Source organism: Phaeobacter sp. BS52 (assembly GCF_045040595.1).
Classification (GTDB): Bacteria; Pseudomonadota; Alphaproteobacteria; order Rhodobacterales; family Rhodobacteraceae; genus Phaeobacter; species Phaeobacter piscinae.
On sequence record NZ_CP090662.1, the window covers coordinates 3,157,636 to 3,178,758 of the forward strand.

Below are 21,123 nucleotides of genomic sequence, written 5' to 3' on the forward strand. Positions count from 1 at the left end.
GCCTCAAATTCCGGGCAAAGGGGGCCGCACAATGCGAGCCAAAGTGATGATCTGGGCCGCGATACTGGCGCTGCTTGCCGATCAGATCAGCAAATATCTGGTGGTGCGGGTCATGGATGTGGCCAATCGTGGTGGCATTGATGTGCTGCCACCGCTGCTGCGGTTTCGCTATGGCGAGAATACCGGCATCAATTTCGGTCTGTTTGGCGGTGGGACCGATACTACGCGGTGGGTTCTTATCGGTCTGTCACTTGTGATCTGTGTGGTGCTGGTGATCTGGATCGCGCGGCTGCCTGCCAATGCGCGCATGATGCAGCTTTCAGCCGGTTTGGTGATCGGCGGCGCGCTTGGCAATGTGGTGGACAGACTGCTTTACGGCTATGTGCTGGACTTCCTCAATATGTCCTGCTGCGGTATCAACAATCCCTTTGTCTTCAACGTGGCGGACATCTTCATCTTTGCGGGTGCGGCTAAGCTTGATCCTATTTGACGGGCGGCAGAAAAACCCTGCGTGACCTCGCTGGGGAAATGCGATAAAAGCGGCTCAAACAGGCAGGAGTAACGGGTCATGCGGATCCCTTTTGGTGTGATTGTTCTGATGGGCGCGCTGGCCGTATCTGCCTGCGGGCAAAAAGGGTTGCGCGATCTGCGCCCAGCCGGAACCGGCCCGGATGAATTCATGGTCCTGCCTGCTAAGCCACTGGCCGAGCCGACCAGCTATCAGACGTTGCCGCAGCCCACACCCGGCGCGGCCAATCGCACCGACCGCAACCCCAAGGGTGAAGCCGTCGCCGTGCTTGGCGGCAACCCGGCTGCGCTGGTGCCCGGTGAGGGCATTCCCGCCAACGACGGCGCATTGGTCACCGCCGTGAGCCGCTATGGCGTCGACCCCGACGTCCGCGCGGATCTCGCGGCGCGCGATGCGAAGAAACGCAAGCGTGAAAACCGCACCGCTCGGTTCAAACTGTTCCCGGTCGATCGCTACCAAGAGGCCTACAAACGCGAGGCCATCGCGCCGGATCAGGTCAGCGAACGTTTCCGCCGTGCGGGTTTTGAGACACCGTCAGCCCCACCGGCAGAGTAACGCCGAACAGGCCGAACCAGCGGCTCCGGGCGATCACAAAAACGCCATTTCCCTTGCACATGCCCCTCCAGAGCGTAGTTTGACATTAGCGATGTCGGTCCGGTTTTCGGGCTGATTGCCATTGATATGTTGCTGGATCGGACTTGTTTCTGTTGCACCGCAGACCACACGGACAGGGTCGCGCTGCATCGCCCGTCAGGGCAGGCTGCGGGATCTGACCGGCTGCATGAGTCTATTTTGACGCGACCGGTGCTTGTGGTGCCGGTGGCGCACCGCAAAAAGGAGATCACCGAATGATCCCCCCTATGAAGCCTGTGATCCGGCGGATCACCCGGGCCACCGCCATTGTCGCGGCCCTTGTTGCTCTGGACAGCGCTGGTTTGACGGCCTCAGGTCTGGTTCAGGGCGCGCAGGCGCAGGACACTGCCGCTCAATCCGACGCGAGCGATATGGTCACCAGCTTTGTCCTTGATAACGGGATGCAGGTCGTGGTGATCGAAGACCACCGCGCGCCTGTTGTGCAGCATATGGTCTGGTACCGTGCAGGCTCCGCCGATGAACCTGTCGGCCAGTCCGGTGTTGCACATTTTCTGGAACATTTGCTGTTCAAGGCCACTGATAAGCTGGAGGCAGGGGAACTTTCGGCCACTGTTGCTGCAAACGGCGGCCGGGACAACGCCTTCACCAGCTATGACTACACGGCGTATTTCCAGCGTGTCGCGGCGGACCGCCTGGGGCTGATGATGCAGATGGAAAGCGACCGGATGGTCAACATCCGCCTCACCGAGCAGGATATCGAGACCGAGCGGGAGGTCATTCTGGAAGAGCGCAACCAGCGTACCGACAGCGAGCCGCGGGCGCTGTTTCGCGAACAGCTGAACGCCGCGCAATATCTCAACCATCGGTATGGCCAGCCCATTATTGGCTGGCGTCATGAGATGGAAGAGCTGGACATGGCGGATGCGCTCTCATTCTACGGAACATATTACGCGCCGAATAATGCCATTTTGGTTGTCTCCGGTGACGTCGATCCGGAGGAGGTGCGTCGCCTTGCCGAGGAGACCTATGGACAGATCCCGGCCAACCCGGATCTGCCGGAGCGGGTTCGCAGCAAGGAGCCGCCCCAGACCGCCGCCCGGCGCATTATCTTCAAAGATCCGCGCGTGGCGCAGCCGTTTGTTCAGCGCTCCTATCTGGCGCCGGAACGTGACAAAGGTGCGCAAGAACGCGCAGCGGCGCTCTATCTTCTGGCAGAACTCTTGGGCGGTGGCAGCACCTCTTACCTGACCAACGCGCTGCAGTTTGATCAGCAGGTGGCGGTCTACACCGGGGTGTTTTATTCCGACGTGTCTCTGGATGACACCACCTTTGACTTTCTGGTCGTGCCCGGGGCTGATGTCAGCCTTGAGGAGGCCGAAGCCGCGCTGGATGCCACCTTTGCCCGGTTCCTGGAAGAAGGAGTTGATGAGGCGCAGCTGGAGCGGATCAAACTGCAACTGCGGGCCGCAGAAATCTACGCCCGCGACAACGTCGACGGAATTGCCAACCGCTATGGGCGGGCGCTGGCGTCGGGTCTGACAGTTGAGGATGTGCAGGCTTGGCCGCGTATCCTGCAATCCATCACCGCAGATGAAATCATCGCCGTCGCCCGCGAGGTGTTGCGGCCGGAGGTATCGGTCACCGGCTGGATGATGCGAGACGAAGAGGTAAGCCAATGAAGGCGCTAAAGCTTGTCACGGCCGCATTGGCCGCCTGTTTCCTCGCCCTGCCGGTCTGGGCAGAGGTGAAGATCAAAGAGGTGACCTCTCCCGGCGGCATAACCGCATGGCTGGTCGAAGATCACAGCATTCCCTTCACAGCGCTGGAGTTGCGCTTTCGCGGCGGTACGTCGCTCGACAAGCCGGGCAAACGTGGCGCGACCTATCTGATGGCGGGTCTGCTGGAGGAGGGGGCCGGGCCACTGGCTGCGCAGGACTACGCCCGCACAGTCGAAAGCCTGGCTGCCGGGTTTTCCTATGATGCGGATAAGGACACGGTGTCGATCTCAGCGCAGTTTCTGAGCGAGAACCGCGATCAGGCCGTTGGTCTGCTGCGCCAGACCATCCACGAGCCACGCTTTGATCAGGATGCGCTGGACCGGGTGCGCGCTCAGGTTCTGGCCGGTCTGCGCGCTGATGCCAAGGATCCCAACGATATCGCAGGGCGGGTGTTTTCGCAGATGGCCTTTGGCGATCACCCCTATGGCACCGAAGGCAACGGCACCATCGAAAGCGTTACCGCGCTGACCCGTCAGGATATGTTCGATGCCCATGATGCGGTGTTTGCCCGTGATCGGCTCTATGTTGGGGCGGTTGGGGATATCACTGAGGCTGAACTGGGGGCGCTGCTGGATACTTTGCTGGGCGATTTGCCAGACGCAGGGGCGCCAATTCCGGGACCGGCGGAGGTCACCATAGAGGGTGGTGTGACAGTGGTTGACTACGACACACCGCAATCTGTGGCTCTGTTTGGGCATGCCGGTATCGAGCGCGACGACCCGCGGTATTTCGCAGCCTACCTGTTGAACCAGATCCTTGGCGGCGGGTCTTTTGACAGTCGCCTGATGTCGGAAGTGCGCGAAAAACGCGGGCTGACCTATGGCGTCTACAGCTATCTGGTGCCGCGTGATCTGGGGGCCGTCTACATGGGCTCGGTCGCGTCGGCCAACGGCAAGATTGCCGAAACGGTTGAGGTCATCCAGACGGAATGGGCGAAACTGGCAGCTGAAGGCGTGACAGAGAAAGAGCTGGAAGACGCCAAAACCTATCTGACTGGCGCGTATCCGTTGCGTTTCGACGGCAATAGCCGCATCGCGTCGATCCTGGCGGGGATGCAGATGGATGATCTGCCCATTGATTACGTCGCCACCCGAAACGACAAGGTGAACGCTGTCACATTGGAAGAGATCAACAAGGTGGCCAGCGAAATCCTATTGCCGGACCAGCTGCACTTCATCGTGGTTGGTCGACCGGAAGGTTTGCAATCCACCAATTGAGATCAGCGCAGAGCCGATCAAACGGAAAAGGGCGCGACCATCTCTGGCCGCGCCCTTTTTGCTGGATGTGATCGGAGCAGCCATAGCTGCCCCAATCGGTTTATTCGCCGTAGGGAATCCAGATGTTCTTCACTTCTGTTGCGGCCTCAAGGAACCGGCGGCTGTGATCGGCAGACCAGTCCAGCGCCCGACCGTTATTGACCCAGGTGCGCTTCAGGTTGCCAGCCGAAGCCGCTTCGATCGTGGAGGAGAGATCCGAAGAGGAGAAGCTCCAGACCGCATCGACGTTGAGATGGGCGGCCAGTGGCTCGGCCAGCTCGGCGTGACGACCGGTCAGAATGTTGACGACACCGCCGGGCAAATCGGATGTGTCCAGCACCTGATAGAAATCGGTGGCGGCCAGCGGATAGGCCTCGGAGGCGGCCAGAACCATGCGGTTGCCCATGGCAATCGCCGGGGCCATCACCGACACCAGACCCAGCAGGGGAGCTTCATCCGCGCAGAGCGCGCCGATCACGCCGACTGGTTCCTTCATTGCCAGTGCGACACCGCGGATCGGCACCCCATGCGCCTGACCGTCATATTTGTCGGCCCAGGCAGCAGCAGTGAACAGGCGCTGGATTGAGGCCTCGACCTCCTGCGCGCCCTGCGATTTGCCGGTCATCCGGTCGATACGATCCGCAAATTCGCTGGCCCGCGCCGACAGGTTCTCCCCGATATAGTAAAGGATCTGCGCCCGCAGGTGGCCGGTGGTTTTGGACCACGCTTTTGCGCCCGCTGCGGCCTCGACGGCGTTGCGCACATCCTTGCGATTGCCAAGCCCGACGTGGCCGAGCAGCGCGCCCGATTTTGCGTGGACGGCCATGGAATACCCGCCATCCGGACGGGCCTGCTTGCCGCCAACATACAGCTTTGCGGTGCGATCCACCGCGTCAACCGGCGCACCCTCGCCGCTGAAACCTTTGACCTTCTCCAGCGCTTTGGTCTTGGCCTTTGGTTTGGTGTAGGCACTGAGCCCTTCCCAGCCACCTTCCCGGCCAAAACCGCTTTCGCGGGTGCCACCAAAACCGGCCGCCGCATCAAAGAGGTTGGTCGCATTGACCCAGACCACTCCCGCAACCAGTTTTGGCGCGATATCCAGCGCCAGATTGACATTCTCGGTCCACAGGGTCGCAGCCAGCCCGTAGCGGGTGTTGTTGGCCAGCTCGACGGCTTCGGAAGGGGTGCGGAACGTGGTGGAGACCAGAACCGGGCCGAAAATTTCTTCCTGCATCAGCGCGTCAGAGGGGGCCAGCCCTTCAATCAGCGTCGGCGGGTAGAAACAGCCGCGTTCCGGCACAGCGACCTGTGCCTGATGCATGCGGCCCGCAGTATTGGCCGCGACCATCTCGCTGATGGTGGTCAGCTGAACCGGATCCACGATGGCTCCGACATCAATGCTCTTGTCGAGCGGGTTGCCGATGCGCAGCTTGTCCATGCGTGTGCGCAGCTTCCGGTGGAAACGCTCGGCGATGCCTTCCTGCACCAGCAGGCGTGAGCTAAGCACAGCAGACCTGTCCCTGATTGAACCAGATCGCATCGACCAGACCTTCGATCGCGGAATCAATATCTGCATCGTCAAACACGATGTAGGGCGATTTGCCGCCCAACTCCAGGGTCAGCGCCTTGCCGCTGCCTGCGGTGGCTTCGCGGATACGGCGGCCCACAGCGGTAGAGCCGGTAAAGGCGATTTTATCGACGTCCGCGCCAACGATCATTTCCCCCACGGCGCCGTCGCCGGTGACGATATTCACAACACCTTTGGGCAGACCCGCCTGACGACAGATATCTGCAAACAGCAACGCGGTGAGAGAGGTATATTCCGCAGGCTTCAGCACCACGGTGTTGCCCATGGCTATGGCGGGTGCCACTTTCCACGCCAGCATCAGCAGCGGGAAATTCCAGGGGATGATCTGACCGCAAACGCCCAATGCTTCACGGTCGGGCAGTTCGCTCTCCATCAGCTGGGCCATGCCGAGCGTGATAGTAGAAATGTCGCTGTGCCAGGGGGACGTCAATGTCACGGCTCTCGCGGATCGGCTTGCCGTTATCAAGCGTTTCCAGAACCGCAAACAGGCGCGCGTGTTTCTGCATCAGACGTGCAATTGCATAGAGGTAGCGCGCACGCCCGGCGCCACCAAGCGCGGCCCATTTGCCCTGCGCCTTGCGCGCAGCGGCAACGGCGCCATCCACATCGGATTGGCTGGCCTGGCTCAAAGTGGCCAGAACCTCACCCGTGGCGGGGTTCTTGCTGTCGAACCCATCGCCGGGCGCTGTGAAGTCACCGTCGATGAAATGGCCGAACCGGGCGCCCTGATCCACCAGCCAGGCCAGCGCCTCGGCTGCACTCTCGGGGGCGGGGCCATAAGTCATGGTGTCGAAGATCTCTTTGATGGTCATGTGTCGAGCCTTGTGGTCTGTCGCCGCCTGCCTTGCGAGGGAAGCGGCCCGGAGGCCCATTGGGCGTCCGGGGGTGGCATCTGGATGTTAGGCCAGCGCGTGGCGGTAGCCGGCGGAATAGGCGCCGGTGACATGGTGTTCGAGCTGCTGTTCGATATCGCCCAACAGCGACGAGGCGCCAAATCGGAACAGATCGGGCTGCAACCAGCGATCCCCCAGCTCTTCCTTGATCAGCGATAGGTAGACCAACGAGTCTTTGGCCTTGGAAATCCCACCAGCGGGTTTGTAGCCGACACGGTAGCCGGTGCGCTCGTGATAGTCACGGATGGTGCGGATCATCACCAGGCTGACTGGCAGTGTGGCGTTAACGCTTTCCTTGCCGGTGGAGGTCTTGATAAAGTCAGCACCGGCCATCATGCAGATCAGCGACGCACGCGCCACATTGCGCAATGTGCCCAACTCGCCAGTGGCAAGGATGGCCTTGACGTGGGCCTCGCCGCAGGCCTCACGGAAGGCTTTCATCTCATCATAGAGCGCCTGCCAGTTGCCTGACAGCACGTGCCGACGGGAGATCACAATGTCGATCTCTTTGGCACCGGCCTTCACGCTTTCCTCGATTTCGGCCAGCCGTAGGTGAAACGGTGACAACCCGCCGGGAAAGCCGGTGGATACGGCAGCAACCGGAATACCGCTGCCATCCAACGCGTCCACGGCTGTCTCGATCATGTCGTGATAAACACAGACAGCCCCGGTGGTGATCGGCTCCATATCAAGCGCCTGCATCAGATCGGCACGTACCGGTTGACGGGCCTTGGCGCATAGACGCTGGACCCGACCGACGGTATCATCACCGGAGAGCGTGGTCAGGTCGATCAGGGTGATCGCCTTCAGCAGCCAGGCCGCCTGATGGTCTTTCTTCACACTGCGCCGACCGGGCAGGGTGGCGCAACGGCGTTCGATGGCGGAGGTATTTGCCTCAACCCCTAATGCCCAGTCCAGATCCAGCTCCATGCCGGGGTTACGCGGTTCGCCCACCTGCGGCAGCTGCGCGGTGTGCTCTGCAATTTGGCTTTCCATGCCGGGAATCCTCGTTCGAGTTCGGTGCGAAAATCGCACGACCACCCTGTCTTGGCAAGCAAGCGGGGCCGCCTTGGGAGTAAATTTTTGACTGTTTGGACAAAAATTCACTCATATTGAGAACGATTCGCATTTATTATTGCGAATAATTCGCATTATCATTGACAGGGCGCCGCGCCGTGCTCTTATTGGGACAGATGGTATCCAAAGGACCTGCCCTATGCGTTTGCAACTGAACTCACCAATGATGGCCCGCAGAATGATGCTGGCGGCTATGCTGGCTCTCACCGGGCTTATCGCGCTACCTATTGGGGGGCTTGGTGCTGGCCCGGCGCGGGCAGAGGCACCCCTGAAAGTGGTGGCAACAACCGGCATGATTGCGGATGCCGCCCGTCAGGTTGGCGGTGATGCCGTTGAGGTCCGCGCGTTGATGGGGCCGGGGGTGGACCCGCATGCCTATCGCCAGACGCGGTCCGACATCGTTGCGATGACCCGGGCGGATCTGGTGCTCTGGCACGGTCTGTATCTTGAGGCGCAGATGGAGGAGTTCTTCCACGATCTGGCGCGCAAGCGGACGGTGGTGGCGGTTGCCGATGGGCTGGACAAGGGCAAACTGCGTGGTCACGATACCTATGCCGATAAATTCGACCCGCACGTCTGGATGACACCCGCCCTGTGGAAGGACATGGTGGCAGAGGTACAGGCGGCGCTGACCGAGGCGCGCCCGGAACAGGCCGACCTGTTTGCGGCCAACGCTGCGGCGCATCTGGCGGAACTGGATCAGTTGATCACCTACGGAACTGAAATTCTTGCCCAGGTCCCTGAGGAAAACCGCGTATTGGTCACGGCACATGATGCCTTTGGCTACTTCGGGCGTGACTTCGGGTTTGAGGTTCTGGGCATTCAGGGCATTTCCACCCAGTCGGAGGCGGGCCTCAACCGCATCGGCGAATTGGTCGATCTGCTGGTGGAGCGTGGTGTCTCCGCGGTCTTCGTCGAAAGCTCGGTCTCGGATCGTTCCGTCCGTGCCCTGATCGAAGGCGCTGCTGCACAGGGGGATGAGGTCCGGATCGGCGGAGAATTGTTCTCCGACGCCATGGGCGCGGATGGCAGCTATGAGGGCACTTATGTCGGGATGCTGGATCACAATATGACCACCATCGCCGCAGCACTTGGCGCCGAGGTGCCGCCCAAGGGCATGTCAGGCCGTCTCTCCGGTGCCGGGCTTTGATAGGACCGAGTGAGATGACTGTGGAATTGGCCCGTGAAAATGGCGCACCTGCTGGCGCAGCTGAGAGCCGTGAACATCTTGAACAATCGCCGCTGGCCATTCGCGGCCTGACTGTCACCTACGGTGAGAAACCCGCTGTCTTCTCAGTTGATATGACGGTGGAGCCGGGTCGGATGACCGCCATCATCGGTCCCAATGGAGCTCAGCAAATCAACGCTACTGAAGGCGGCACTTGGCATTGTGCCGCCCGTCTCGGGGCGGGTGCAGGTCTTTGGCAAACCGCTGGACAGTCAGCGTGGCCGTATCGCTTATGTGCCACAACGCGCCAGTGTGGACTGGGATTTCCCGACGCGGGTGATTGATGTGGTCATGATGGGCCTTTACCGCGAGCTGGGTCTTCTGGGACGGATCACTGGCCGCCACCAGACGGCTGCACAGGCCTGTCTGGACCGGGTCGGAATGGGCGATTTTGCCACCCGCCAGATCGGCCAGCTCTCTGGTGGTCAGCAGCAGCGGGTCTTTCTGGCGCGGGCCTTGGCGCAGGGTGCGGATCTCTACCTGCTGGATGAACCGTTTGCTTGGCGTGGATGCAGCGACCGAAAAGGCCATCATCGCCGTGCTGAAACAGCTGCGTGCAGATGGCAAGACCGTGGTTGTGGTCCATCACGACCTCGCCACAGTGGCGGAGTATTTTGACAATGTGTTCCTGATCAACACCCGCAAAGTGGCCGAAGGTCCAGTGGCGCAGGCCTTTACCCCGGAAACACTGCAAAGCGCTTATGGCGGACGGCTTGCTACGGCGCAGGTCGATCAACTGGCCACAGCACCGGCGTCGCGGCGCCCGCAGACCGGTGGGGCGCTCTGATGCTGTGGGACGCTCTGCTGCTGCAGATGGGCTATAACGCCACACTGGTCGCCATTGGCGCGACGCTGCTTGGTATCTCCTCTGGAATCACTGGCACATTTCTGTTCCTACGCAAACGGGCACTGGTCAGCGACGCCATTAGCCACGCGACGCTACCCGGTGTTGGCTTGGCCTTTCTCGTCATGGTCGCGCTTGGCGGGGATGGGCGCAATCTGGCTGGTCTGCTGGCCGGATCCGCTCTCTCGGCGATGGCGGGGCTCTGGTGTCTCAACTGGCTCACGCGGCGCACCCGCCTGGCCGAGGATGCCGCGATTGGCGCGGTGCTGTCGGTGTTCTTCGGGTTCGGCATCGTGATCCTGACCGTGATTCAGACGCTTGGCGTGGGCCGTCAGGCCGGATTGGAGGGGTTTCTACTCGGTTCCACTGCGGGCATGCTGTGGAATGATGCGCTGGTGATCGCTGGCGGTGGTGCGGCCACATTGCTGCTGATCCTGCTGCTCAGGCGTCCGATGACGCTGGTTGCATTTGACCCTGAATACGCAGCGGCGCGGGGCATTTCCGTGTCGCGGATCGATACGATGATGATGGGACTGGTGATGGCCGTCACCGTTGTCGGGCTGAAGATCGTCGGTTTGATCCTGATCGTGGCACTGCTGATCATCCCGGCTGTCACCGCCCGGTTCTGGACCGAGCGATCCGATATGGTTGTGCTGCTGGCCGGAGTGGCCGGAGGGCTTTCGGCCTATCTTGGGGCAGCGGTCTCGGCCTCGGCGCCCAATCTGCCCACCGGTCCGATCATTGTGTTGATGAGTTTTGGTCTCTTTGCGCTGTCGCTTCTGCTGGCCCCCAATCGTGGCGTGCTTGCCGCTGTGTTGCGTCATCTGCGGTTTCAGCGCCGGGTCCATCTGCGGCAGGGATTGCTGGCGCTGGCGCAGGATCAGGTGATTTATGAACCGCTGACCCTGCGGCTGCTGCGTCAGCGCGGGTTGCTGCGCGCGGATGGTGTGCCTACGGAAAAAGGCCGGGCCCGTGCCGCCAAGGCCTTGCGGGATGAGCATCGCTGGGCACTGGTTCGTAGCGATCAGACCCATGAGGCGGCAGCCGCGCTCTATGATGGGCTGCGCGAGATTGAGACGGTCCTGACCGAGGATCAGATTTCTGAAATTGACCGTCGCATCGGCGGCCCCCGCGAGGTTCCGGCATGAATGGCGCTGAATTTGTTCCCCTTTCGCTGACGCCGCTGCTGATCGGAATTTTTGCAGCCGTGGCCTGCGCGCTGCCCGGCAACTTTCTGCTGCTGCGTCGCCAGGCGCTGATCGGCGATGCCATCAGCCATGTGGTCCTGCCGGGCATTGTTGTGGCCTTCCTGCTGACCGGAGTAATCGCCGCCGGGCCGATGATGCTGGGCGCGGCTGGGGCGGCCATCGCTGCGGTGATTCTGATTGAGCTGATCCGGCGCCTTGGCCGGATTGAGCCGGGCGCGGCGATGGGTGTTGTCTTCACCACCATGTTTGCAGGTGGCGTCTTGTTGCTGGAACAGACCGACACATCAACGGTGCATCTGGATGTGGAACATGCGCTCTATGGCAATCTCGAAAGCCTGATCTGGCTGGATGCCACCGGCTGGGCCTCGCTGCTGGATCCGGTGGCACTCAGCTATCTGCTTAGCCGAGCTGCCGCGCATGGCGCTGACCCTGATTGGTGTCATTCTTTTCATCGCTCTGTTTTGGCGGTCGCTCAAGATCTCGACCTTTGATGAAGGCTTTGCCCGGACCCTTGGCATTCGCACCAACCTCCTGGGGCTGGGGCTGGTGATCACCGCCGCTATTGCCGCCGTTGCCGCCTTTGATGCGGTGGGATCGATCATCGTGATTGCGATGTTCATCTGTCCGCCTGCGGCGGCGCGGATGATGTCGAACCGCCTCGAAGGGCAACTGGGTTGGAGCGTTGCCTTTGCTGTTGTGTCGGCTGTGCTCGGCTATGTGCTGGCGGGATATGGTCCGCTGTGGCTTGGCGCGACCGATGCGGTCAGCGCAGCGGGTATGATCGCGACAGTTTCAGGCCTGTTGCTGGCCATTGCAGCGCGGTTCGGGCCGTGCCGGCACCGGGCTGGGGCGCCTGCGGGCATCTGAGTTTCGTAACCACTGACATTGTCCAGCCGCGAGGATTGCGGCTGGAAGAATCGCGCGGCGGCATGCTAAATATTGCGGCATGGCACAAGCAGACCCCCAAATCAGCGGCATCTCTCAACCGGTCATCCGGCAGCTCGACGACAGCGCCATCAATCGCATCGCGGCAGGCGAGGTGGTGGAGCGCCCGGCCTCGGCGGTGAAGGAACTGGTGGAGAACGCCATCGACGCGGGCGCCGCGCGGATCACCATCGACATTGCTGACGGTGGCAAGACGCTGATCCGGGTGACCGATGATGGCTGCGGCATGTCGCCTGCGGATCTGCCGCTGGCGCTGTCCCGGCATGCCACCTCCAAGATCGACGGCTCCGATCTGCTGAACATCCATACCTTTGGCTTTCGCGGTGAGGCGCTGCCTTCCCTTGGTGCGGTCGGACGGCTGAGCATCACCAGTCGTGCCAAGGATCAGGACGCGGCCCAGATCCGTGTGGCCGGGGGACAGATGGACCCGGTGAAACCGGCGGCCTTGCGGGCCGGTACGGTGGTGGAGCTGCGGGATCTGTTCTACGCGACCCCAGCCCGGTTGAAGTTCATGCGCAGCGACCGGGCCGAAACGCAAGCCATCGGCGATGTGATCAAGCGTCTGGCCATGGCGGAACCCTCAGTGGGGTTCACCCTGCGCGATGTGTCCGGCGGTGGCGAGGGGCGCGTGACCTTCCGCGCCGATCCCCTGACCGGTGATCTTTTCGATGCGCTGCACGGGCGGTTGGCGACGGTTCTTGGCCGGGAATTTGCAGAGAACGCGCTGAAGATTGACGCCACCCGCGACGGTGTGCGGCTCTTTGGCTATGCGGCGTTGCCCACCTATTCGCGCGGGGCGGCGGTGGCGCAGTTCCTGTTCGTGAACACGCGACCGGTCAAGGATAAGATGCTGACCGGCGCTCTCAGGGCGGCCTATTTCGATTTCCTCAGCCGGGATCGCCATCCGGCGGCGGCGTTGTTTCTGGACTGTGATCCGACGCTGGTGGACGTGAATGTGCATCCCGCCAAATCCGAGGTCCGGTTTCGGGATCCAGGTGTTGCGCGCGGTTTGATAGTCTCCTCGCTGCGTCATGGGCTGGCTGAGGCCGGTCACCGGGCCTCCAGCACGGTGGCTGGCGCCACACTGGGTGCAATGCGTCCCGAACCCATGGCCAGCCAGCCGGGCGCGGATGGGGCACCACGGATCTACCAGATGGACCGCCCTTCATTGGGCGCGCGGAGCCTCTCTTATGCGGCGCAGGCGCCGGACCAGACGCGCCCCTTTGGCGGCGAGGTGCCGCCCTCATCAGGATTCGCCGAATTGGCACAGGCCTATAGTGGCCGGGTGACAGAAACGCCGGAGCGCCAGAGCCCGGACATGGCCCCGGGTCGGCCTTTGGAGAGATCCGAGACCTCCGCACCCGGGGCCGAGCAACTGCCGCTTGGCGCCGCGCGCGGGCAGGTGCATGAAAACTACATTATCGCCCAGACTGCCGACGGGATGGTCATCGTCGATCAGCACGCCGCCCATGAGCGGCTGGTCTATGAAAAACTGAAACGCCAGATGGCGGAAACAGGCGTGGCCGCGCAGGCCCTGTTGATCCCCGAGATTGTGGAGCTGAGCGAGGGCGATTGTGCCCGTATTCTGGCGGTTGCAGAGGACCTCGCCCGCTTTGGTCTTGGGATCGAGGCCTTTGGCGGTGGCGCCATTGCGGTGAGGGAAACACCGGCCATTCTGGGGACCGTGAATGCCGAAGCAATGGTGCGCGACATTCTGGATGAGCTGGATGATCAGGGCGAAAGCCAGCTGGTTCAGGCCAAGATTGAAGCCATCCTCAGCCGTGTCGCCTGCCATGGATCCATCCGCTCCGGGCGCTGGATGCGGGGCGAGGAAATGAATGCCCTGCTGCGCGAAATGGAGGCCACGCCGCATTCGGGCCAGTGCAACCATGGCCGCCCCACCTATGTTGAGCTGAAACTGGCCGACATCGAACGCCTGTTTGGACGCAGTTGATGGAGACCATCGCGCTGTTTCTGCAGACCGCAGACCCGCAGACTCTCGCGCTGCTGGGACTGGGTGGCCTCGTGCTGCTGGTTCTCCTCATGATGCTGCGCGCCAATGCTCGCGCCGCGCAGAGCATTGCGCCGATTGCACAGCAGATGGCCCATCTGGGGCAAAGTGTTCAGCAGCTGCGCGGCGGCGTGCAACATGTCTCGGACGCGCAGGCCAATGCGCAGGTGCAGATGATCCAGACGGTGGAAACCCGGCTCAGCGCGGTGCAGCAGCAAGTCAATGATCGCCTGTCAGATAACGCTTTGCGACAGGCGCGCGCCCTCGCGGATATGCAGGAACGCCTGCAGGAGAGCCTGCATGGATCCACCAAACGCACAGTAACCTCGCTGACCCAGTTGCAAGAGCGGCTGGCGGTGATCGACAAGGCGCAGGACAATATCACCAAACTGTCCGGGGATGTTCTGGGGCTTCAGGATATCTTGGCAAACAAGCAGACGCGTGGCGCGTTTGGTGAGATCCAGCTCAATGATATCGTCTCCAAGGCGCTGCCCGCTGACAGCTATGCGTTTCAACATACCCTGAGCAATGGCAAGCGCGCCGATTGTCTGATCCACCTGCCCAATCCACCCGGCCCGATTGTGATCGACAGCAAGTTCCCGTTGGAACCCTATGAGGCGCTGCGCAACGCGGAAACACAGGAGCAGCGCGCCAGTGCGGCGCGCCAGCTGAAGGCCGCGTTGCGTGCCCACATTCGGGCCATTTCGGAGAAATACATTCTGGACGGCGAGACCGCAGATGGCGCGCTGATGTTCCTGCCGTCTGAGGCTGTCTATGCCGAGCTGCATGCCAATTTCTCTGATATTGTACGGGAGGGCTTCTCCGCTAAGGTCTGGATCGTCTCTCCGACGACCTGCATGGCAACGCTGAATACGATGCGTGCCATCCTGAAAGATGCCCGGATGCGGGAACAGGCCGGGGCGATCCGCAGCGAGCTGGCGCATTTGCACAAGGATGTGGAGCGCTTGGGCGACCGGGTCGGCAATCTGGACCGGCATTTTGGTATGGCGGCCAAGGATATTGCAGAGATCAAGATCAGTGCCGACAAGGCCGGACGGCGCGCGCAGCGGCTGGACAACTTCGACTTTGAGGAAATCGCGGCACCGTCGGCAGGGATCGGCCAGCCCGGTGATCCGGCCAATTTCGTTCCGCTGGGGCGGCCCGAGAGCTGATGCAGCAGACGACAATCGCGCCCCTGCTGACCAATGCCTCAATCGCGGCAGAGCGGTTGGTTTCGGTCCTGAGGATCGCGGTGACATTGGGCCTGTTTACCGTGTTCGCGGTCACCGTGGCCGGGTTGGATTTCAGCACGCTGGCCCCGTTTCTGCATCGCCAGCTGTTGTTCGCCGTGCTTACGATGTTTGCCTATCTGATGCTGGGCGTGGTGACCTTTGCTGCAACCACGCTCGGATGGTTCCGGCCCTGGATGTCATGGTTCAGCGTGACGGCTGATTGCGGGTTTCTCCTCTTCAATGTCTGGTTCAGCCTAGAAAACAGCAGTTATCCCGGCGGGGTGGCGTTGCTGTTGCCGCCAGCCTGGCTGGTGCCGCTGGTCCTGGCCTATGGCGTGATGCGGATGGACCCGCGTCTGCAGCTTTATACAACGGTGCTGCTCAGTGGCGGGTTGGGCGCGTTGATATTCTGGCCGGATGGCCGGTTTGATGGCGGGCAGCTTGGGATCTTGCACAGCGTGCTGGATACCCCGGCTAATGTGATGAAGTTGACGATGATCCTCCTTGCGGGTCTGGTCATGGTGCTGGCGGCGGCGCGCATGCGGCGGCTGTTCTACCGCGAGTTGGAGGCGGCTGATGCGCGCGCCAATCTGACCCGCTACCTGCCTGGCGCAGGTGGCCGATCAGCTGGCGGATGGCGGGTTGTCGGCGCTGCAGCAAGGTCAGCGGCAGCCGATGGCGGTGATGTTTGTCGATATTCGTGGCTTTACCCGGTGGTCGGAAACCCGTGACCCGCAGGAAGTCGGAGATTTCATCACCGCTTTCCGCAATGAGGTCGAAGAGAGTGCGGCGCGTCATGACGGCATGATTGACAAATACATGGGCGATGCCGCGATGCTGCTGTTTGATGATGCACCGGTCGCAATGGGTGGCTCCAATGGTGCCGCCCGGGCATTGGCCTGCGCGGCGACGCTCTGCGAGGCGATTCACCGCTGGTCGGACCGACGGGTTGCAGCCGGGGAGCCGGTGGTCGAGATTGGCATCGGTGTTCACGCAGGCGAGGTGTTTTCCGGCGTCGTGGGCAACGCGGCGCGGTTGGAATATTCCGTCTTTGGGGATGCGGTGAACACGGCGTCAAGGCTGGAGCAACACAGCAAGACAGTGCCACAGATCATCATTGCCTCTGCCGTTACACTGACGGTGGCAGGGGTCGAACCCGCCCGCCAACGCTGGGTGTCCCTGCCGCCGGTCACCCTGCGCGGGCGCAGCAAGGTGATTGAGATCTACGGCAGAGAGGGCTGATCGGGGCCTTTGCTGCGGTCTTTGCCTCAGATCAAGGACGGTGGCGGCGAATGGGGCTTAGATCCCTGTTGCAAGCGCGGACAACGGAGGACAATCGCCATGCTTGAGATCAGTACCCGCAAGGTGGCGCAGGTGGCCCTGATGGCCCGTGAGCTGACCCGCGCCGAAGGTGAACTCAGGGCGTTCATTGACCGGATGGGCGAAGATGAACAGGCCGAGTTGGTGGCGATCATGTGGATCGGTCGCGACAGTTTCGAGGCCGGTGATCTGGACGAGGCCATCGCCACTGCCCGACAGGAGGCGACCACCCCAACTGCTGATTACCTGATCGGCACACCGCATCTGTCGGACAATCTGGAGGCCGGATTGGATGCGCTGGGGATTGATGTGCAGGGCGTCGAAGAGGATGTCATCGGGCGCTAAGCTGGTCGGCTGACCTAGTCGGCTTTCCCTGATGCGTGGAGCCTGATGGAGAAGGGCGCCGGTAACCGGCGCCCGCGTGATTTGCCTGCCGGGGCGCTGCCCCTAACAGCGGGATACCTCAGGTCTTGTTGTCGACAACCTCAAGGTGCTGAGCCAGTTCACCGATCTTGGTCATCCATTGATCCACCAATGCAGGATCGCTGGGGGCGGCGCTGACGCCGGGTGCGATTTTGCTGTTCATAGCCGCCTCAATGGCAAAGGATACGGGATAAGACACCAGACGCGCCATGGCGGTGCCGCGTTCATCCCCCCAGGCATCCATGACGTAGGTTTTGTGCCAGACTTCAGAGCCGTCTTTTTCAGCCTTAAGGCCAACGCAAAGCACGACGCGGTCTGCCTCACCTTCGCCATAGGCATTTTCGATCCAGAATTGATCCGACATCTCCTTGAGCCGGGCATCCCCTTCGGCGCCTTCCAGGGTTTCGACCTCCTTGAACACATCCGCCCAGGCTTCAGCCCAGCCATTGAGGCGCAGGGTGCCGCGGACGAAGTCCTTCACCTTCCAGTCGTCACCGAATTCATATTGCGCCATGAAGGGGAGGGAGTCACGGTTTGGGTAGACCTCAAAACTCTCTGGTGCGGGCAGCGGTGCCGCATAAGATGAGATCGCATCCCAAGGGCGCGCGACATCCAGTTCTTTGAAATCGCGGATCGATTTGGATGGAGAGCGCAGCGCCTTCAGCACGCCGAGCGGCGACCAGCTGAACTTGTAGCGGAACGGGTTCGGTGTCTTGGGGATGCCGCCGCAGTAGGAGATGAAGCTGATTTCATTTGCCGCATCGAAGGCGTCCGAGCCCTTATAGTCAGCCACCAGCGCATGGGCCATCAGGTGATCAATACCGGGATCGAGACCAACCTCATTGATCAGGCAGACGCCTGCATCTTTGGCCTTTTGGTCTAGGGCACGCATGTCCGGCGCAATGTAGGAAGAGGATACGAAATGCGCGCCATGCTCAATCGCCAGCTCCGCCAGAGGCACGTGCCAGTCGCCGGGCAGCATCGACACGATCACGTCCTTGGGGCTCAGCATCTGGCCGAGGTTGGCCAGACTAAAGCTGTGGATGTTGTTGGTCAGATCGCCAATCGCTTCGCGCGCCCTGTCCGGTGTGCGGTTCCAGACCGCGACGTCATGACCGGCCTCAAGCAGGCGGCGCAGGCCGGGAATTGCGGACAGGCCGGTGCCGCACCAATGGATTGTCATTTTCTCAGTCTCCGTTGTTGGTTCCGCTCAGCTGTCAGCCCGGAAGATGATCCTTGAAGGTGGTTTCCGCCCGCCCCCAGACGCCGCTTTGCAGATCGGTGAGCGTCAGCAGAGAGGACAGAAGCTGTGCGGCGTAGTCTTCCGAGCTTTCGACCGGCAGCATGGATGGCAGATTGTCGATGGCCATCACGTCAAGCACCGGGTGTTCGGCGACCCGCAGTGCGGGGGAGGCCCAGGTTGTCGCGCGATCATAGACCGGTACCGGATTATAGTCGCTGTCCGGGTCGCAGGCGACATCCCCGATGGCGGTCAGCTGACGATCCTGCTCTAATGCCTTGCGCGGGACGAACACCGGGGTGCCGGGACGGGCAAAGATGCAGTTGAGAAACAGGTCATGGGCCAGGATCTCCGGGAAGGGGCCACCGCTTGCGGTTTCGGCCATGTCCCATTTGGTGACCGTGACCCCCATCGCCTCGCAGAGATCCGCCGCACCGGTTCCGACACGTCCCAACGCGCCGATGACCATGGCGCTGGGACGGGCTGTTGCGAGCGCGTCCAGCTCGGCGCTGAGTTCGGCCAAAAGCGCGTCCTTGCCGGAGTAGACACCCACTGGCCCGCAGATCTCGCCCCGCTGTTGTGCGGCCCAGGTTTTCAGGGTGACGGCGGCACCTGCATACCCGGCCCAATAGCCGAAGGCCGCAACCCGGCGGCCGGTGTCATCCACCAGATACTCCAGATCATAGAGCGTACCGCCACCGGCCTTGAACCGCTCCAGCAGTGCCTTGCCGGAATGCTGGCCCTTGAAGGCATGGCCAAACATAATGTGGCGATGCGGCAGCGGGGTACCATCCTCCGGCAGTTCCTTCAGACCGAAGATGATGGCCTCCTTTGGGGCGTCCGGCCAGGTGTTCTCTGCTGCGATCTCGCAGCCTGCATCGATATAGCCCTGCAAGGGGATCGCCCGGACCGAGCTTTCCTCAACCGTGACCTTGATGCCTGCGTCCAGGAGCGCCTTGGCGCCTTCGGGGGTCAGGCCGACCCGCTCTTCATTGGGGCGCTGCTCGGCCCGTACCCATAGATGCGTCATGTCTTGTCCTTTACAGCATGCCCTTGGCGGTCACGGCGCGAATGGACTCGCGCTGGTCCATGGTCGCCATGAATTTCTGAATTTTGGGGTAGTCCGCTACATTGACCCCGTCGCCTTCCAGCCAGCTGCACACCACATAGAGGTAGCAATCGGCGAGACTGAGCGTGTCACCCAGCACCAAGGGGCCGCGCAGGCCGGACTGGCAGATATAGTCGCAGGAAGCTGCCATGGTCTGGGGCACCATCTTCTGCATGTCTTTCCAGCTGCTGCGCTCATTGGCCCAGCGGCTGCCGCGCAGCTTGTGGGCGTGGTTCACATGCATGGTAGAAGCGAGGTAGAACATCACCTCGCGCATGCGCGCCAGCAGCACGGGATCCTTGGGGCGCAGGCCCGCGTCCGGGGCCAGATCGGCGACATATTCCAACAGCGCGCCGGTTTCAGTTAGGATACCGCCATCGACGACCAATGCGGGCACGCGGCCCTTGGGGTTAATCTGGGCATAGGCGTCGCCAAGTTGCTCCTTGGCAGCAAAGTCGATGCGGATGGGTTCATAGTCCAGTCCAGCCTCTTCCAGCGCAATCGCGACGGCCACCGAAATCGTCTTGGGTGCGTAATATAGCTGCATCAGTCTGTCCTCCCTCAGATCATGCGTTCTCAGTGCTCCATGCTGAGCCTAGAGATGCGTTTGCGCGTAGTGGCGCTCCGGATGTTCGAGATGCGGGACAGCATTGAACAGAACTGGGCTCAGGTGACCGCCGATCGGGTGCAACCGGTGCAGGGAGCTGTTCATGATTGCCAGCGCGATCCGCGCGGTTCCGGTTGTATCAAGCCCCATCGCTTGCCCCATCGCCATCGCGATCAATCCGCCCGATGTGACCACCAAGGCCGGGCCGTCCCCTGCCGCGATCTCTGTCAGGGCAGATTTTGTGCGGGTCTGAAAGTCGCGCCAGCTTTCGGGTGGGTTTGCGATGTCATCTGCGGCCCAGGCGGCAAAGACTTTGGGCATGTGATCGACAAACCCCTCACGCTCGGTGGGAATATCCAGACCATGCTGGTCCTGCATCGCCTCAGCGAGGTTGAAATACTCCATCTCATTCAGGCGGGGATCCTGCACCACATCTTCAAGCCCCATGCCGGCAGCCGTTTCGATGTGGCGGGTCAGAGTGCCGCAATAGACGCGGGTGTAATGCACGCGGGTGTCGCGCAAATGCGCGCCCAGCCAGCGTGCCTGCTGATGGCCCAGATCGCTTAGCCGGTCATAGCTCGCCTCGTCGCGGGCGCCGGTATTGGCCTGTCCGTGGCGGATCAGCGTGATATGGGTCATGGCGTGTTCCTTTGCGTCCGCGCAAGTCTTATGCAAGCTTTGCAACGGTGGAAAGGGTCAGTTCGCGATTTCGGATCCAATCGTGTAAGGCAGACGCATGATCTGGCATTTAGGTCCGGATCGGACCAAATGTTTCGCGTGCGAAACAACCGAACAAAGGCTTAACGCCAGATCGTGAAAATACACTGGTTTTGCAGCTGTTGCGCAGTGGGCGTGCGGCAGGTTTCGGTGATGAGAGCCTTAGACTGTGCCGCGCTTGGGACAGGCGGCGACCAGATCTTACCCCGGTTGGAGCGGTGGCAGCAGCGAAGATCAGGCGCGGTCGTAGCCGCGTTTCAGCATCCGTTTTCGGTGGTGGTCCGCGGCGATCGACGCCTCTCGCAGGTTGCCGTAGATGTTGATCGTACTTTGCCCGCTGCCGCCAGCAACCCCCCATTCCCGCAGAACGGAGACCTCGGCGAACAGGTTCATCGCAAGTTCGATCCGATAAAAGCGCGGAACCCGCGCGGGGGCTTGGCGATAGAGCAGACAGGTAGCCATATACGAATCATATCGTCCCCGATTCGCTGCGTCCAGTCTGCGCTGCAGCTGTCACGATATTCT

The 21,123-nt window shown here is 61.7% G+C and carries 16 protein-coding genes and 4 pseudogenes; 13 read left to right on the plus strand and 7 right to left on the minus strand.

What is annotated here, in order from left to right:
- Window positions 1–31 precede the first annotated feature (31 nt).
- The 4 genes and pseudogenes from lspA (at window position 32) to L0Z65_RS15235 (ending at window position 4,118) form a co-directional block, all read left to right on the plus strand.
- Window positions 32–515 (plus strand): annotated as a pseudogene (lspA, locus tag L0Z65_RS15220) (signal peptidase II).
- A gap of 53 nt (window positions 516–568) precedes the next feature.
- The gene (locus L0Z65_RS15225) at window positions 569–1,084 is read left to right on the plus strand and encodes a DUF3035 domain-containing protein (protein ID WP_405108938.1); all 516 of its coding nucleotides are present in this window, start codon (window positions 569–571) and stop codon (window positions 1,082–1,084) included.
- Window positions 1,085–1,377: 293 nt separating this feature from the next.
- The gene (locus L0Z65_RS15230; RefSeq protein WP_096872799.1) at window positions 1,378–2,802 is read left to right on the plus strand and encodes a pitrilysin family protein; all 1,425 of its coding nucleotides are present in this window, start codon (window positions 1,378–1,380) and stop codon (window positions 2,800–2,802) included.
- Entirely contained in the window at window positions 2,799–4,118 is a 1,320-nt protein-coding gene (locus L0Z65_RS15235) for a M16 family metallopeptidase (RefSeq protein WP_405108942.1), read from the plus strand. Before L0Z65_RS15230 ends, L0Z65_RS15235 begins: the two co-directional genes overlap by 4 nt.
- Window positions 4,119–4,218: 100 nt before the next feature.
- Here the strand turns inward: L0Z65_RS15235 and L0Z65_RS15240 are convergent.
- Together L0Z65_RS15240 and deoC are read right to left on the minus strand one after the other, a co-directional pair.
- Window positions 4,219–6,557, minus strand: a pseudogene (locus tag L0Z65_RS15240) (aldehyde dehydrogenase family protein).
- 87 nt (window positions 6,558–6,644) lie between these two features.
- Window positions 6,645–7,634: a deoxyribose-phosphate aldolase gene (gene deoC / locus L0Z65_RS15245; protein WP_405108945.1), complete on the minus strand. Its 990-nt coding sequence runs from the start codon at window positions 7,632–7,634 to the stop codon at window positions 6,645–6,647.
- A gap of 220 nt (window positions 7,635–7,854) precedes the next feature.
- Here deoC and L0Z65_RS15250 point away from each other — a divergent pair, with 220 nt between their 5' ends.
- From L0Z65_RS15250 to L0Z65_RS15290, 9 genes and pseudogenes are all read left to right on the plus strand, one after another.
- The gene (locus L0Z65_RS15250; RefSeq protein ID WP_405108948.1) at window positions 7,855–8,865 is read left to right on the plus strand and encodes a metal ABC transporter solute-binding protein, Zn/Mn family; all 1,011 of its coding nucleotides are present in this window, start codon (window positions 7,855–7,857) and stop codon (window positions 8,863–8,865) included.
- Between the two features lie 14 nt (window positions 8,866–8,879).
- Window positions 8,880–9,730: pseudogene (locus L0Z65_RS15255) on the plus strand (metal ABC transporter ATP-binding protein).
- Window positions 9,730–10,935, plus strand: a complete 1,206-nt coding sequence (locus L0Z65_RS15260) for a metal ABC transporter permease (protein WP_405108951.1) — start codon at window positions 9,730–9,732, stop codon at window positions 10,933–10,935. Before L0Z65_RS15255 ends, L0Z65_RS15260 begins: the two are co-directional and overlap by 1 nt.
- Window positions 10,932–11,862 (plus strand): annotated as a pseudogene (locus L0Z65_RS15265) (metal ABC transporter permease). Before L0Z65_RS15260 ends, L0Z65_RS15265 begins: the two are co-directional and overlap by 4 nt.
- 79 nt (window positions 11,863–11,941) lie before the next feature.
- A complete protein-coding gene (gene mutL, locus L0Z65_RS15270) occupies window positions 11,942–13,894 on the plus strand; it encodes a DNA mismatch repair endonuclease MutL (RefSeq protein ID WP_405108954.1) in 1,953 nt (650 codons plus the stop codon).
- On the plus strand, window positions 13,894–15,123 hold the full coding sequence (locus L0Z65_RS15275) for a DNA recombination protein RmuC (protein WP_405108960.1): 1,230 nt from the start codon (window positions 13,894–13,896) through the stop codon (window positions 15,121–15,123). Before mutL ends, L0Z65_RS15275 begins: the two co-directional genes overlap by 1 nt.
- Window positions 15,123–15,914 (plus strand): hypothetical protein, encoded by a 792-nt coding sequence (locus L0Z65_RS15280; protein WP_405108963.1) that lies wholly within the window; start codon window positions 15,123–15,125, stop codon window positions 15,912–15,914. The genes L0Z65_RS15275 and L0Z65_RS15280 overlap by 1 nt, the downstream gene beginning before the upstream one ends.
- Complete coding sequence (locus tag L0Z65_RS15285) at window positions 15,859–16,425, plus strand: adenylate/guanylate cyclase domain-containing protein (protein WP_405108966.1); 567 nt, start codon at window positions 15,859–15,861, stop codon at window positions 16,423–16,425. The genes L0Z65_RS15280 and L0Z65_RS15285 overlap by 56 nt, the downstream gene beginning before the upstream one ends.
- A 99-nt stretch (window positions 16,426–16,524) precedes the next feature.
- Window positions 16,525–16,848, plus strand: coding sequence for a DUF3775 domain-containing protein (locus L0Z65_RS15290; protein ID WP_096872789.1), 324 nt, complete (start codon window positions 16,525–16,527; stop codon window positions 16,846–16,848).
- A gap of 118 nt (window positions 16,849–16,966) precedes the next feature.
- Here the strand turns inward: L0Z65_RS15290 and L0Z65_RS15295 are convergent, their stop codons facing one another.
- The 5 genes from L0Z65_RS15295 to L0Z65_RS15315 all read right to left on the minus strand — a co-directional run bounded on the left by L0Z65_RS15295 (window position 16,967) and on the right by L0Z65_RS15315 (window position 21,060).
- Complete coding sequence (locus L0Z65_RS15295; RefSeq protein WP_405108969.1) at window positions 16,967–18,109, minus strand: saccharopine dehydrogenase family protein; 1,143 nt, start codon at window positions 18,107–18,109, stop codon at window positions 16,967–16,969.
- Window positions 18,110–18,143: 34 nt separating this feature from the next.
- Entirely contained in the window at window positions 18,144–19,196 is a 1,053-nt protein-coding gene (locus L0Z65_RS15300; protein WP_405108972.1) for a saccharopine dehydrogenase, read from the minus strand.
- Window positions 19,197–19,206: 10 nt separating this feature from the next.
- Entirely contained in the window at window positions 19,207–19,821 is a 615-nt protein-coding gene (locus tag L0Z65_RS15305) for a glutathione S-transferase family protein (RefSeq protein ID WP_405108975.1), read from the minus strand.
- A gap of 48 nt (window positions 19,822–19,869) precedes the next feature.
- The gene (locus tag L0Z65_RS15310) at window positions 19,870–20,520 is read right to left on the minus strand and encodes a histidine phosphatase family protein (protein ID WP_405108978.1); all 651 of its coding nucleotides are present in this window, start codon (window positions 20,518–20,520) and stop codon (window positions 19,870–19,872) included.
- Window positions 20,521–20,832: 312 nt separating this feature from the next.
- Window positions 20,833–21,060, minus strand: coding sequence for a WGR domain-containing protein (locus tag L0Z65_RS15315; RefSeq protein WP_040170210.1), 228 nt, complete (start codon window positions 21,058–21,060; stop codon window positions 20,833–20,835).
- Between the last annotated feature and the right edge of the window lie 63 nt (window positions 21,061–21,123).